We start from the raw sequence: 13,778 nt of genomic DNA, 5'->3' as shown, positions 1-13,778 counted from the left end.
GGATTGCTTCGTCGCATCGCTCCTCGCAATGACGGCGCTACGCGCCGTCTTAAAGCAACGGATATCGATGACATGAAATCCGCCTTCCTCTCCGCCTGGCAGACCTGGGCGACCCTCTCCGCCTGCTTTGCGGCGCTAACCGCCCACTTATTCCGGAGAGGCGAGTCCTAAGTGCATGCGTTCGCTCCGCACTCGATTGCTGGCCCTGTGGATCATGCTGGTCGTCTCCGGCGTCGCCACCGGCTATCTGCTGTTCGAGTCGTTTCGGCAGACGGCAAACGCCCGCCTGGCCCGGTCAGAAGAGCTGGTCGCGCGCGCATGCCGTGATCTCGCCGACCGCTATCAGTTCTTCGTCGCGGGCTGGAGCGGCGGACCGATCGACGGTCAACTGAAGCAGCAGCTGACGGCCATCACCCAGACGGCACTGGCGACCGCGCCCGGCGTCGAAGGCGGCATCTGGCGGACCGACGAAGGCTCGCTCGCCTACGCTTTCCCGACCTACGAAGGCACCGGACCGAAGACGGACCTTCCGGCCGCCGAGCTCAATACCATACGCGAGGTCAATGCCGAGGCGCTGCGATCAGGGCGTGCTGCGTCGATCCGGCAACCCGGTCGGTCCCAGGTACTCATCGTGCACGCCTGCCCATTGCGCGGCCCGTTGCCTGGAGTGACCGGATGGACCATGATCAGGGCCTTCACGGCGGAAGGCCCCGCCTACAATCAGCTTCTTGCCGGCCTCGTCGTGCTTGCACTGACGATTTTCGGTTCGGCAGCATGGCTCGCGCGCGTGCTCTATGTCTGGTCCCGCAAGATCAATCAGATCGAGAAAGCCCTGGGCAACCGGCGCGAAGGCACGGTCGATCTGCCGAAGCTGGCACAGACCGGAGCCCCTGAGCTCGACCGGCTGGTCGATGCCCTCAACAGCACCGGCGAACGTCTGTCGCTGGAGCGCCGTCGTGCCGCTGCTGCCGAACGGCTGGCAGCACTCGGCCGCATGTCGGCGGGCCTTGCCCACGAAATCCGCAATCCAATCGCTGCAATGCGCCTGAAGGCGGAGAACGCACTGGCCGTTGCCGACGGCTCACGCCATGAAGCGGCCCTGCACGCGATCCTTCATCAGGTCGATCGGCTCGACGTCCTGCTGCGCGATCTCCTGGAGATGACACACGCCCGCGAGCCGAAGCTCGTGGGGATCGATCTGTCGGCTTTCCTCGCCCGGACCATCGAGGGCCATCGCGAATTAGCCTCTGCCCGAGACGTGGTCCTGGTCGCGGGAACCCTGCCCACAGCTTCGTCGTTGCCGCAGCTGGATCCCTCCCAGATGCAGCGGGCTCTGGACAACTTGATCATCAACGCCATTCAGAACACGCCGGCCGGCGGCACGATCACGGTAGACGCAGACCGGCGCGACGGCATGTTGCTGTTGCGGGTGGCCGATACCGGTCCGGGCGTCGCCGATGATATCCGCGAGCGCCTGTTCGAGCCGTTCGTGACAGGGCGTGCCGAAGGCACCGGTCTTGGGCTGGCCATCGTGCGTGAGATCGCTCGACATCATCGTGGCAATGTTCGTCTGGTCCAGAATCCGGCAGGCGCCATTTTCGAGATCGAGGTGCCATGGCAACCGTCCTGATCGTCGATGACGATGCGGCTCTGCGCGAGGGTCTCGCCGAGGCGCTGACCGATCTCGGGCACACGCCGCGCCTTGCCGCCTCCGGCCGCGAAGGTCTCGCCGCGCTGGATGACGATGTCGACGTCGTGCTGCTCGATCTGCGCATGCCCGGTGACATGGACGGCATCGAGGTGCTTCGCCGGATGCGGGCGAGCGATGCCGCTCCGCCGGTCGTCGTCCTGACGGCGTTCGCCAGCGCCGCGAACACCATCGAGGCGATGCGGCTCGGCGCGTTCGACCACCTCACCAAGCCGATCGGGCGCGAGGAGCTGAAAGCCCTGCTGCACCGCTTGCCCGAGCGTGCCTCCATCGCCACAAGTCCCAATGAGGATACCGAGGACACGCTGATCGGCTCGAGTGAACCCATGCGCCACGTGCAGAAGGCGATCGGGCTCGCGGCCGACAGCGACGCCATCGTGCTGATCCTGGGTGAGACCGGGACCGGCAAGGAGCTGGTCGCACGTGCACTCCACATCCACGGCAAGCGGAGCAATGGCCCCTTCATCGCCGTCAATTGTGCGGCGATCCCCGAAGACCTGCTCGAGAGCGAACTGTTCGGCCACGTCAAGGGATCCTTCACCGGCGCGACCGGCGACCGCGCCGGCGCCTTTCGCGACGCGGCCAATGGCACGCTTTTCCTTGACGAGATCGGCGACATGCCGCTCGCCATGCAGGCGAAAATCCTGCGCGCTCTGCAAGAGCAGGTCGTCACGCCGGTCGGCGGCAAGCCGGTCCGCAGCAATGCCCGCGTCATCGCCGCGACCCATCGCGATCTCGCCAAGCTGGTCGCGACGGGTGAATTCCGCGATGATCTCTATTACCGCCTCAATGTGGTGCAGATCGCGATTCCCCCGTTGCGCGATCGTGTCGCCGACATCGTTCCCCTCGCCCGGCATTTCCTCGCGCGCGCCGCTGCGACGGGCGGCAGGGCCAAGCATCTCAACGAGGCCGCGATCAGCAAATTGCAGCGTCATCCCTGGCCAGGCAACGTCCGCGAGCTGCGCAATGCGATCGAGCGCGCCTGCGTCATGACGCGCGGGGAAATCATCGGACCCGACGACATCGATACCAGCGGGAACGAGATGAGGGCGTACGCAGCGCCGCCGGATGAAGACCTTCCTGCGGCCGTGGCGCGGCTCGAGGCGACCATGATCAAGCGTGCGCTGGAAGCCTGCAGCGGCAATCGCACCGAGGCCGCGCGACGTCTCAACATCAACCGCCAGCTTCTCTATACCAAGATGCAGCGCTACGGCATCGCCGAGCCGTCGGAAAACCTGACGGCCCGTGTCGCGAAAGACGACGGCTGATCTCCGCATGGCGAAATAATCCCTTCTAAATCAACGATTCCGCGGCTGGCACGTCGCTTGCTGAACCGGATGCAAGCGACGACGTCGCGAAATCGAAGGGAGTTATTCCATGAAGATGACACGCATGCGCGCGCTGTTCTGCGCGCTACTCGCCACGACCACGATCGGCGGCGGTGCGGCGGCCTATTCCCAGGCGATGGGGACGATATGGGATTCGTCGCAGCTTCCGGAGTGGCGCGGCACGGTCAAGCAGTACACGCTGACGCCGCGCGGGGATGTCGATGGCATCATTCTCACCGACGGCACCGAAGTGAAGCTGCCGCCGCATCTGTCGGCACAGACCGTATTCGCGATCCGCCCCGGCGACCAGGTTTCGGTGCGCGGCTTGCGCGCCCGGGCACTGCCGTTGGTCGATGCGGCCTCCATCACCAACATCGTGACCGGCAAAAGCATTGTCGACAATGGACCTCCGGACCCGCGCGGAAATAACGATCAGGTCGTCAGCGGCAGAATCTCGGCACAGCTGCACGGCGAGCGCGGCGAGGTGAACGGTGCGCTGCTCGCCGACGGCACCAGTCTTCGCCTTCCGCCACCCGAAGCCGAGCGCCTTCAGGACTCGCTGCGCCCTGGACAAGCCGTATCGGTGCGAGGCGACGTGCTCGACACCGCGCTCGGCAGGATCGTCGACGTGCGGGCCATCGGCGCTTCACCGGAGCAGATGACAGAGCTTCGCGGCCCCCGTCCGCCGGGACCGAATGACGGTCCTGACCGTCGCGGTCCGCCGCCGCCTCCCGGCTTCGCTCCGCCCCCGCCGCCACGCGGCTGATCCCCTGGTTGCAACAGACAATAGGACAACACCATGCACTGGATCGATCCCGACAGCCTGCCGGAAGTTGCAGGCGTCCTCGAGCGCTTCGTGCTCAATCCGCACGGCGAGGTCGACGGCTTCGTCATGAAGGACGGGCACAACGCCATTCTGGTTCACACGCCGCCGCACATGGATGGCGAGCTGACTCGCCACCTCAATCTGGGCGACACGGTCGGCGTGCGCGGCGTGCGCCCACGGGGCGCGAAGCTGCTGGCCGCAATCTCGGTCACGACAGCTGGTCGACGCGAGATCGTCGATCAAGGTCCGAACCACGACCGCAAACATCCGAAGGTGACGCATGCAGCGATGTCGGCCGACGGCGTCGTCGCACTTTCGCTGTTCGGCCCGAAGGGCGAGCTGCGCGGCGCCCTGCTCTCCGACGGCACCGTCCTGCGCGTCGGCTCGAAGGAGGTCAAGCACGTCGCAGATCTGCTTGCGCCCGGCGCCAAGGTGGCCGCCCGCGGCGATGGCCTTGAAGCCAGGCTCGGCCGCGTGATCCACGTGCGCGAGATTGGCTCCGGTCCCGAAAGGCTGAACGCGATGAAAACGCCGAAGCCCAAGCAAGGCGCTCGCGCGGCCTGAGGCGCCGCGCAGGCGCCGAAGAAAGCAGCTCACGCCCGGAGGCCATTCATGTCTGAGAAGGACGATAGGGTGCGCGCCGGCCGTGCGCTGGACGCGGCCAATTTCTTCCTCGCCGACGTTCGCGATGGGCTCGGGCCCTATCTCGCGGTCTATCTTCTCACCGAGCAGCGCTGGGATGAGGCGCGCATCGGCCTCGTGATGTCGATCGCGACGATCGCCGGCATCGCGGCGCAGACGCCGGCTGGCGCGCTGGTCGACGCCACGCGGGCGAAGCGGCTCGCGATGGTGGTTGCCGCCATTTTGGTGACGCTTGCCTCGCTAGCGCCGCCGTTATTTCCGAACTTCGGGCCGGTCGCGATCTCGCAGGGGATCGCCCAGGCCGCCGCTGGCGTCTTCCCGCCCGCAATCGCCGCCGTCTCGCTCGGCATCTTCGGTCATGCCGCCTTCACCCGGCGGATCGGACGCAACGAGACCTTCAACCATGCCGGCAACGCTGTCGCGGCGGGTCTGGCAGGCGTCTTCGCCTATTGGTTCGGCCCGACCGTCGTGTTCTACCTGCTCGGCGCCATGGCGATTGCGAGCCTCGTCAGCATTCTCGCGATCCCTGAACGGGCCATCGACCACGTTCTCGCTCGCGGTCTGCACGACAGCGACGCCAGCACGGGGCCCGAACAGCCCTCGGGTCTCAGCGTGCTCCTGACCTGCCGCCCCCTGCTCGTCTTCGCAATCTGCGTGATCCTGTTTCACCTGTCCAACGCGGCCATGCTGCCGCTGGTCGGCCAAAAGCTCGCGCTGCAGGACAAGAACATGGGCACCAGCCTGATGTCGGCCTGCATCGTCGCCGCACAATTGGTGATGGTGCCGTTCGCAATGCTGGTGGGCGCCAAGGCCGATAGCTGGGGCCACAAGCGCTTCTTCCTTGCCGCATTGTTGATCCTGCCGATCCGCGGTGTCCTCTATACGCTCTCGGACAATCCGTTCTGGCTGGTCGGCGTGCAGCTTCTGGACGGCGTCGGCGCCGGCATTTTCGGCGCAATCTTTCCCGTCATCGTCGCCGACCTCATGCGCAACACCGGCCGCTTCAACGTCGCGCAGGGCGCGGTCATCACCGCCCAGAGCATCGGCGCGGCGCTGTCGACGACGCTTGCCGGCCTGGTCGTGGTCGGCGCCGGTTACAGCGCAGCGTTCATCTCGCTCGGCATCGTGGCGGCGATCGGCGCCGTGATCTGCTTCTTCGCCCTGCCGGAGACGCGGCAAAGCGCAGATACCGATCTGTGCCCGCGAGGGAAGACAGCGGCGTCCGCATCAGCTATCGCTGCCGAATAGATCTGGTTCATCTTGAGGACTGACCGTGCCGTCTGACGCCATCTGGGCCTGGAGCATCATCATCGCCGCGACCGCAGGCGTCATCATCCGGCCCTTTCGCCTGCCGGAGGCGATCTGGGCCCTGATCGGCGCCGTTGCACTGGTACTGCTCAGATTCCTGCCTTGGCAGGATGCTCTCACCGGCATCGAGAAGGGTGTCGACGTCTATCTCTTCCTGATCGGCATGATGCTGATCGCCGAACTGGCCCGCCTCGAAGGCTTGTTCGACTACTTGGCCGCCTTTGCGGTCGAGCATGCACGCGGCTCCCCGCAGCGGTTGTTCCTGCTGATCTACCTCGTCGGCACGCTGGTGACGGTGCTGCTTTCGAATGACGCCACCGCGATCGTGCTGACGCCCGCCGTCTACGCCGCCACCCGCGCGGCCGGCGCCAAGCCGCTGCCCTATCTATTCGTCTGCGCCTTCATTGCCAATGCCGCGAGCTTCGTGCTGCCGATCTCCAATCCGGCCAACCTCGTGGTGTTCGGCAAGCACATGCCGCATCTCGGAACGTGGCTGCGTCAGTTCGCGCTGCCGTCACTTGCCTCGATCGGGCTCACCTATGTCGCATTGCGCCTTGCGCTGCACCGCGAGTTGAAGGACGAAACGATCGAAAAGCGTGTCCCTCACCCGAAACTCGGACGCGGCGGCCGATTGACCGCCTATGGCATCGGCGCCATCGGCATCGTGCTGATCTGGGCCTCTGCACTCGATCTGCAATTGGGCTTGCCGACGTTCGTCTGCGGGACCGCGACGGCGGCCGCCGTGCTGCTGATCAACCGCCAATCGCCTATGCCTGTGCTGCGCGGCGTCTCCTGGAGCGTGCTGCCGCTGGTCGGCGGGCTCTTTGTCATGGTGGAGGCGCTGGTGAAGACCGGCGTGATCGCGCAGCTCAGCGGGCTGCTGCACCAAGCGGTGGCGCAATCCGTCCCGCAGGCCGCCTGGAGCGTCGGCATTGCCACCGCGCTCGCCGACAACATCGCCAACAACCTTCCGGTCGGCCTTGTCGCCGGCTCGGTCGCCGCCAGCGATCATCTGCCCGCGCCCGTCGTCAGCGCCATCCTGATCGGCGTCGACCTCGGCCCCAATCTGTCGGTGACCGGCTCGCTCGCCACCATCCTCTGGCTGGTCGCGCTCCGGCGCGAGAAGATCGAGGTCGGCGCCTGGCCGTTCCTCAAGCTCGGCCTGCTGGTGACGCCACCCGCACTGATCGCGGCACTGGCGGCGGCAATCTGGTAAGGGACGCACCCAGCTTTCGAAATCGAGTGCAAGCTATTTGCGGTGCATCAATGCCGGCGGCGATGCCGCGGCTAGAATTTCATTGTCGCGCAGGTCAGATGGATATGGCGCGGCAAGGAAGGTTCATCATGCAGATTCGATCGAAAGCATTGCCGCAGAGATCCTCCCTGCGTCGCCCGATTCGCGGCGACGAGAGCCGGGCCGAGACGGCCCATCCGCTGCTGGTCTTCTCCGCAGTGGTGTTGTTCACCCTGTTCGCCATCGTGGAAATCGACCTCCACTCCGCCCAGCTTCAGGCAATCGGCCTGCTCGGCCATGGGGTCGGGATCGACCCGGTATTCTTGAGCCCGTAGTCGCTGGCGCGCGACATCCCGAAGGCCCCGATCGCGGCGATGACGCCGCGACCGGATCGCGTTTCGTCAGTCGTTCTCGTAACCGTAGACCTCCGGCAGGATGAAGATTGCAGCGAGCAATCCGATCACCGGGAAGATCGCCACGAACAGGGTGGCGTTAGCCTGCCCGATCGCCGCGAACAGCGTCGGGAACAGGAAGATAGCCAGGAACGACGGCAGCTTCACGAACATGTAGGCGAAGCCGCTGGCGGTACCGCGGTATCGCGGCCGCGCGACCATCGTCGGAATGGTCATGCAGTTCGACGCGTCCCAATAGTGGCCCCAGAGCATGCCGGCCGCGGCGAACGGCAGCAGAATCTTGTTGTCCGTGTAGAGCGCGAACGCAGCGACCAGCAGTGACGCCAGCACGATGGAGAAGCCCGCGATCGCGATGCCACGATGGCCGATCTTCGGCGTCAGCAGCGGCCCGACCCACCCCGACAGGGCTGCGAAGGCAAACAGCGCCATCGTCACCAGATTGTTGCCGAGGATCGACGACACGCCGACCATTGCAAACAGCACCGGCAGGTAGAACGCAAAGGTCGAGAACTCGCTCGCCTGCGCGAAACAGGCGATCCAGCCATACAGCGTGGCACGCCAGCGGATCGGATCCTTCTTGAGATCGGCGAGGAACGCGCGGGTCGATACCTTCGGCATCTCGACGTCCCGGTCCGGCAGCATGTCGAGATTGTCGTTGAACATCTCGCGCGCGACCTGCTTGGCCTCGCGGTAGCGCCCCTTCTGCACCAGCCACACCGCCGTCTCCGGCACGTCGTGGCGCATGATCAGGATGATCAGCGCCGGCACCGCGCCGAGGCCGAGCGTCACGCGCCACAGCATCTCGTGGTTCATGTCGGTCAGCAGGAAGATCACGATGACGCCGATGGTCATGACCTCGCCGACCGCGAACATGAACTGCCAGCGGTTGCCCATGACCTCGCGCTCACCCTTGGCCATGGATTCCATGATGTAGGTGTAGCCGGTCGAGATGTCCGAGCCGAGCGGAATGCCGAGCAGGAAGCGGATCACCACGAGCCAGGTAACGTTGGGCACGAAGGCCTGCGCCAGCGCCAGCACGATGAACATCACCATCGTCACCAGGAACATGACGCGGCGGCCGATCTTGTCGGACAGCCAGCCGCCGAGCAGCGCGCCGATCAGGGCGCCTCCTTGCGTGCCGGCCGCGGCAAGGCCCAGCATCAGCGGATCGGGATTGTATTGCTCCTTGATGAAGATCAGCACGAAGGCGATCGAATAGAGATCCCAGGCTTCGACCAGGATCGAGGCCATCATCAGCCAGCCGACCTTGTTGCCCTTGGGACTGTAGTTCGTGATGAGATAGCGGACCGCGGCTTCGCTCGCGGTCGGATGTGGCATCGCCATCGTTGACATGCTTGGTCCTCTCTTCAACAACTCTCTACGTGCCGAGCAGCGGCTCGATGCTGCAATCGAGCAGGCGCGGGTCGATGCCCGCCTCCATGCCGGTGAATATCGCGTCCATGTAGTCGATCAGCGCATCGCTTGCCTTCACGGCATCCTCGACGCGGCGATTAGCGACCGCAGCGAGGATAGCGAGATGGCAATCGATCGTGCCCGACAGCTCGGTCTGTCCCGGCATGAAACGATGGTGGATGAAACCGATGCGGCGATACAACGTGTGCAGCGGCCGCAGCGTGTGGGCGAGGAAAGGCTCGCCGGCGGCTTCCAGCACCAGCGCGTCGATGCGGCGGTCGATGCTGTTGAATTCGTCGAGGGTCAGGCTGGCGCGGCGCTCGCGCAGCAGGCGTTCGATGTGCAGCGCCTGATTGCGATGCGACAGGCTGGCGCGATCGGCCGCGAGGCGGATCACGAAGCGCTCCATGTCGCGGCGCAAGCCCAGCAGCATGCGCTCACGCGCCAGATCAATCGGCGCGATGTGCAGGCCGTGCCGCGGACGAATGATGATGAGCGTATCGGCGGATAGACGATTGACGGCATGATGCACCGGCGTGCGACCGAAGCCGGTGATCTGCTGCAATTCGAGCATTGTCATGAACTGGCCGGGCTTGAGCTCGCAATGAACGAGGAGCTCTTCGATCCTCTGATAGGCCAGCTCGAAGAAGTTGAGGCGATTGCGCCGGGAGGGCCTGCCCTCACCGTCATCGTCGTTTCTCACCACCTCGAGCGCGCGCTTGCGCCGTGCCATGTCGTCCTCCCGTCAGCCTGCGCTCTCGTTGCGAGGCGGCGCCTTGTTTGTGATATCCTTAAAACATGTTGTGATATATTACAAGCGGGCGTAAGACTGACACCGGCCCGCCGGCAATGGCGGCGCAGAAATGACAAACAAAACGGGCGCTATGGCCCGACGGGAGGATTGTTGCCGTGAAGATCACGTCGATCGAGACCCTGCGCACCGAGGAGTTCTCCAACGTCATCTGGGTGCGCATCCACACCGATACCGGCATGATCGGGCTCGGCGAGACCTTCTACGGCGCGGGCGCGGTCGAGGCGCAGATCCACGACACCTTTGCCGGCCGCCTGCTCGGCCGCAATCCCCTGCACATCGAAGCCATCCACCGCGACATGCTGAACTTGCCGATGGCGCAGTCATCCACCGGCGTCGAATATCGCGCGGCCTCCGCGATCGACATCGCGCTGTGGGACCTGTTCGGCAAGGTCTGCGGCCAGCCGGTGCACCAGATGCTCGGCGGCCTCTGCCGTGACAAGCAGCGCATCTACAACACCTGCGCCGGCACGCAATATGTGCGCTCGACCAATATCAGCCCGGTCGCGAACTGGAATCTCGGCGCCTCCAAGGGGCCTTACGAGGATCTCGACGGCTTCATGCATCGCGCCGATGCGCTCGCCGAGAGCCTCCTGGAGAGCGGCATCTCCGCGATGAAGATCTGGCCGTTCGATCCGGCGGCCCAGGAGAACAAGGGTCTCTACATCACCGCCGCCCAGATGAAGCAGGCGATCGAACCGTTCGAGAAGATCCGTAAAGCGGTCGGCGACAAGATGGAGATCATGGTCGAGCTCCACTCGCTGTGGAATCTGCCGACCGCCAAGCAGATCGCGCGCGCGCTCGAACCCTACAAGCCGACCTGGTACGAGGACCCGATCCGCATGAACTCGCCGCAGGCGCTGGCCGAGTATGCGCGCTCGACCGATGTCTGGGTCTGCGCCAGCGAGACGCTGGGCTCGCGCTTCCCCTACAAGGATATGCTCGACCGCGACGCCATGCACGTGGTGATGGCGGATTTGTGCTGGACCGGCGGCCTCACCGAGGGCCGCAAGATCGCGGCGATGGCGGAGACCTACCACCGGCCTTTTGCACCGCATGACTGCATCGGCCCGATCGGCTTCATCGCCGCCATCCACATGTCGTTCAGCCAGCCCAACACGCTGATCCAGGAATCGGTGCGCGCCTTCTACAAGGGCTGGTACAATGAGCTCGTCACCACCATGCCCACGATCAAGGACGGTTTTGTCTATCCGATGGAAGGCCCCGGCCTCGGCGTCGATCTTCTGCCCGCCGTATTCGACCGCTCCGATCTGATCGTACGCCGCTCCAACGTCTAAGGATTCCTAAGATGAGCACCGCCCTCTTCGATCTTTCCGGCCGCACCGCGCTCGTGACCGGCTCCTCCCGCGGCCTCGGTCGCGCCATTGCCGAAGGCATGGCCAAGGCCGGCGCCAGGATCATCGTCAACGGCGTCGATCCCAAGCGCGTCGAGCAGGCCGTGGCCGAGTTTCGCAATGCCGGTCACCAGGCCGAAGGCGCAGCGTTCAACGTCACGGACGAGCCCGCGATCGTCGCTGCCTTCAACGATTTCGACAGACAAGGCCTCGCCGTCGACATCGTTGTCAACAATGCCGGCATCCAGCACCGCAAGCCGCTGGTCGAATTCACCACCGACGAATGGCGCAAGGTGATCGAGACCAACCTCACCAGCGCCTTCGTGATCGGCCGCGAGGCGGCCAAGCGCATGATCCCGCGCAAGCACGGCAAGATCATCAACATCGGCTCGCTCGGCAGCGAGCTCGCGCGCCCGACCATCGCGCCCTACACCGCCGCCAAGGGCGGCATCAAGAACCTGACCCGCTCGATGGCGGTGGAATGGGCTCAGCACGGCATTCAGGCCAACGCGATCGGCCCCGGCTATATGCTGACCGACATGAACGAGGCGCTGGTCAACAACACCGATTTCAACACCTGGCTGATGGGCCGCATTCCGTCGAAGCGCTGGGGCAAGCCGGACGAGCTGGTCGGCGCCGCGATCTTCCTGGCCTCGGACGCTTCGACTTACGTCAATGGCCAGATCATCTATGTCGACGGCGGCATGATCGCCGCGATGTGACCCGCGAACAAGGAACGAGCCCATGCGCGCCGTCGTCATTCACGCCCCGAAAGACCTGCGGATCGATAGCTATCCGGATGCGGAGCCCGGCCCGGGCGAGGTCCGCGTCAAGATCGCCAATGGCGGCATCTGCGGCTCCGATCTGCACTACTACCATCACGGCGGCTTCGGCGTGGTCCGCATCCAGCAGCCGATGGCGCTTGGGCATGAGATCGCCGGCGTGGTCGCGTCCGTCGGTGACAGCGTCACCAGCATCAAGCCGGGCACGCGCGTCGCGGTCAATCCGAGCAAGCCGTGTGGTCAGTGTCTGCATTGCCAGGAAGGCATGCGCAACCAGTGCCTCGACATGCGCTTCCTCGGCAGCGCGATGCGCTTTCCCCATGTGCAAGGCGGCTTTCGCGAATTCATCACGGTCGATGCCACGCAGGCCGTGCCGATCGCCGACAAGCTCTCGCTGGCGGAAGCCGCGGTCGCCGAACCGCTGGCGGTGTGCCTGCATGCCGGCAAGCAGGCCGGCCCCCTCCTCGGCAAGCGCGTGCTGATCACCGGCTGCGGCCCAATCGGCGCGCTGATGATTTTGGTATCGCGCTTCGGCGGTGCATCCGAGATAGTAGTAACGGATGTGGCCGACGCGCCGCTCGCGGTCGCGAAAAAACTCGGCGCCACGCATGCCGTCAATGTCGCGACCAACGCCACTGCGCTCGATCCGTGGCGCGCCGGCAAGGGTGTGTTCGACACCCTGTTCGAAGCCTCGGGCAACCAGGCTGCACTCCGCGCCGCGCTCGACATTTTGCGGCCCGGAGCCACTCTCGTTCAGCTCGGCCTCGGTGGTGAGATGACGCTGCCGATCAACTCGATCGTCGCAAAGGAATTGCAGCTCCGCGGCACGTTCCGCTTCGATCCCGAGTTCGAGCTCGCGGTGCGGCTGATGGGTGAAGGCCTGATCGACGTCAAGCCGCTAATCACGGCCACCATGCCGTTCGAGAACGCGGTCGCCGCCTTCGAGCTCGCCAGCGACCGCGCGCAGTCGATGAAGGTGCAACTGACGTTCTGAAGCGCGATGAGGCTTAAGTGAATCAAGGCGGGCCCCAGAGCTCAGATCACCTCTCCCGTAGGGAGACGTGAAGCAAGCATCGCCGATCGACTACAACGAGGGCTAGTGGCTCTCGATCAGCCGGTCGCTGACCAGCAGCACGGCCCCGCGCTTCCAGGAATAGTCCGCGCCGAGGCGCAGGCCGCTGTCGCCGCGCGCCACCACCGCGCCGGTCCTGGCATCGCGAACCTGGAAGCCGAGCGTGTATTCGGTGCGGCTGACCCGCCGCACCACGCCGATCAGCGACTGATCCGCGCCGAGCTTTTGCGCGATCGCCGCCTCGCAGCCGCCGCAATCCCGCAGCGCGCTCGCCCCCGCCGCGTGTCCGCTGACATCGACGATCCGGTAACGCCCGGACTGGCCGAGCGCCTCGCGCACACCGCCGGTGACCTCGGCCAGATACGAGGCGTCCGACGCGGCCGAGGTGGTCGCGGAAGCGGCCGTCATGTCCTCGAGCTCGAAGTCGAACACGGCCAGCGCGACCGGCGCTTGTGTGCCGAGCGCAGCCATGACCTCGCGGGACACGAAGATTTCGGCGCGCTCCCATGATTCATCATTGTCGCCGCGGAAGGTGTAGAGTTTGTCCATCACGAGCCTCTTGGCGCCGACGTCGATCACGGCGACCTTGGCCCATTGCACCAGCGTGCTGGTCTTCTGGATGCCGCCGATGACCTTGAACGCCGCGCCGTCCTGGGCAGACGGCACCAGCCGATAGCGCCGGTCCGCGCCGATATCCCGTCTGAGCGCGGCCATGAAGGCCGATAGCCGCCGCTCGTGGGCGGCGCTCTGGTTGGCCGGCTCGGCCGACGTGTCGGTATAGCTGAAATCGTCCATGGCAACGCCAATGGCAGGCTCGGCGTCGGCCGGCGAATAAAAGAGGACGGACAGGAGAAGAGTCGAGAGAATCAACCGGGAGCGGTGCATG

Annotated in this window: 13 protein-coding genes; 10 read left to right on the top strand and 3 right to left on the bottom strand. The window is 65.2% G+C overall.

Going from position 1 to position 13,778, the window contains the following annotated elements:
• Positions 1–175 precede the first annotated feature (175 nt).
• From CWO91_RS29495 to CWO91_RS29465, 7 genes are all read left to right on the top strand, one after another.
• The gene (locus CWO91_RS29495; RefSeq protein WP_130218593.1) at positions 176–1,630 is read left to right on the top strand and encodes a sensor histidine kinase; all 1,455 of its coding nucleotides are present in this window, start codon (positions 176–178) and stop codon (positions 1,628–1,630) included.
• On the top strand, positions 1,615–2,976 hold the full coding sequence (locus tag CWO91_RS29490) for a sigma-54-dependent transcriptional regulator (RefSeq protein ID WP_130218591.1): 1,362 nt from the start codon (positions 1,615–1,617) through the stop codon (positions 2,974–2,976). Before CWO91_RS29495 ends, CWO91_RS29490 begins: the two co-directional genes overlap by 16 nt.
• Positions 2,977–3,085: 109 nt before the next feature.
• Positions 3,086–3,802 carry a hypothetical protein gene (locus CWO91_RS43345; RefSeq protein WP_165405794.1) on the top strand — a complete coding sequence of 239 codons (717 nt, stop codon included), beginning with the start codon at positions 3,086–3,088 and terminating at the stop codon, positions 3,800–3,802.
• Between the two features lie 33 nt (positions 3,803–3,835).
• The gene (locus CWO91_RS29480) at positions 3,836–4,426 is read left to right on the top strand and encodes a hypothetical protein (RefSeq protein ID WP_130218589.1); all 591 of its coding nucleotides are present in this window, start codon (positions 3,836–3,838) and stop codon (positions 4,424–4,426) included.
• A gap of 48 nt (positions 4,427–4,474) precedes the next feature.
• A complete protein-coding gene (locus tag CWO91_RS29475; protein WP_130218587.1) occupies positions 4,475–5,752 on the top strand; it encodes an MFS transporter in 1,278 nt (425 codons plus the stop codon).
• Positions 5,753–5,777: 25 nt separating this feature from the next.
• Complete coding sequence (locus tag CWO91_RS29470) at positions 5,778–7,028, top strand: arsenic transporter (protein WP_130218585.1); 1,251 nt, start codon at positions 5,778–5,780, stop codon at positions 7,026–7,028.
• Positions 7,029–7,156: 128 nt separating this feature from the next.
• Positions 7,157–7,381, top strand: a complete 225-nt coding sequence (locus tag CWO91_RS29465) for a hypothetical protein (protein WP_165405793.1) — start codon at positions 7,157–7,159, stop codon at positions 7,379–7,381.
• 66 nt (positions 7,382–7,447) lie between these two features.
• On the opposite strand, the gene CWO91_RS29460 is transcribed toward CWO91_RS29465, so the two are convergent.
• Positions 7,448–8,812, bottom strand: a complete 1,365-nt coding sequence (locus CWO91_RS29460; RefSeq protein WP_130218584.1) for an MFS transporter — start codon at positions 8,810–8,812, stop codon at positions 7,448–7,450.
• A gap of 25 nt (positions 8,813–8,837) precedes the next feature.
• Positions 8,838–9,605 (bottom strand): GntR family transcriptional regulator, encoded by a 768-nt coding sequence (locus CWO91_RS29455; RefSeq protein ID WP_128933217.1) that lies wholly within the window; start codon positions 9,603–9,605, stop codon positions 8,838–8,840.
• 176 nt (positions 9,606–9,781) lie between these two features.
• On the opposite strand from CWO91_RS29455, the gene CWO91_RS29450 reads away from it, so the two are divergent.
• The 3 genes from CWO91_RS29450 to CWO91_RS29440 are packed head-to-tail and all read left to right on the top strand — an operon-like array spanning position 9,782 to position 12,814.
• Positions 9,782–10,981, top strand: coding sequence for a mandelate racemase/muconate lactonizing enzyme family protein (locus tag CWO91_RS29450; RefSeq protein WP_128933216.1), 1,200 nt, complete (start codon positions 9,782–9,784; stop codon positions 10,979–10,981).
• An 11-nt stretch (positions 10,982–10,992) separates the two neighbouring features.
• Entirely contained in the window at positions 10,993–11,760 is a 768-nt protein-coding gene (locus CWO91_RS29445) for an SDR family oxidoreductase (protein ID WP_130218582.1), read from the top strand.
• Between the two features lie 22 nt (positions 11,761–11,782).
• A complete protein-coding gene (locus CWO91_RS29440; protein WP_130218580.1) occupies positions 11,783–12,814 on the top strand; it encodes an L-idonate 5-dehydrogenase in 1,032 nt (343 codons plus the stop codon).
• Positions 12,815–12,916: 102 nt separating this feature from the next.
• On the opposite strand, the gene CWO91_RS29435 is transcribed toward CWO91_RS29440, so the two are convergent.
• Positions 12,917–13,777, bottom strand: a complete 861-nt coding sequence (locus CWO91_RS29435; protein ID WP_130218578.1) for a DUF3280 domain-containing protein — start codon at positions 13,775–13,777, stop codon at positions 12,917–12,919.
• Position 13,778: the final 1 nt, after the last annotated feature.

Origin of the sequence: Bradyrhizobium genosp. SA-3 (assembly GCF_004212635.1) — a bacterium.
Lineage (GTDB): Bacteria > Pseudomonadota > Alphaproteobacteria > Rhizobiales > Xanthobacteraceae > Bradyrhizobium.
This window is presented reverse-complemented; position numbering and strand designations above follow the sequence as displayed.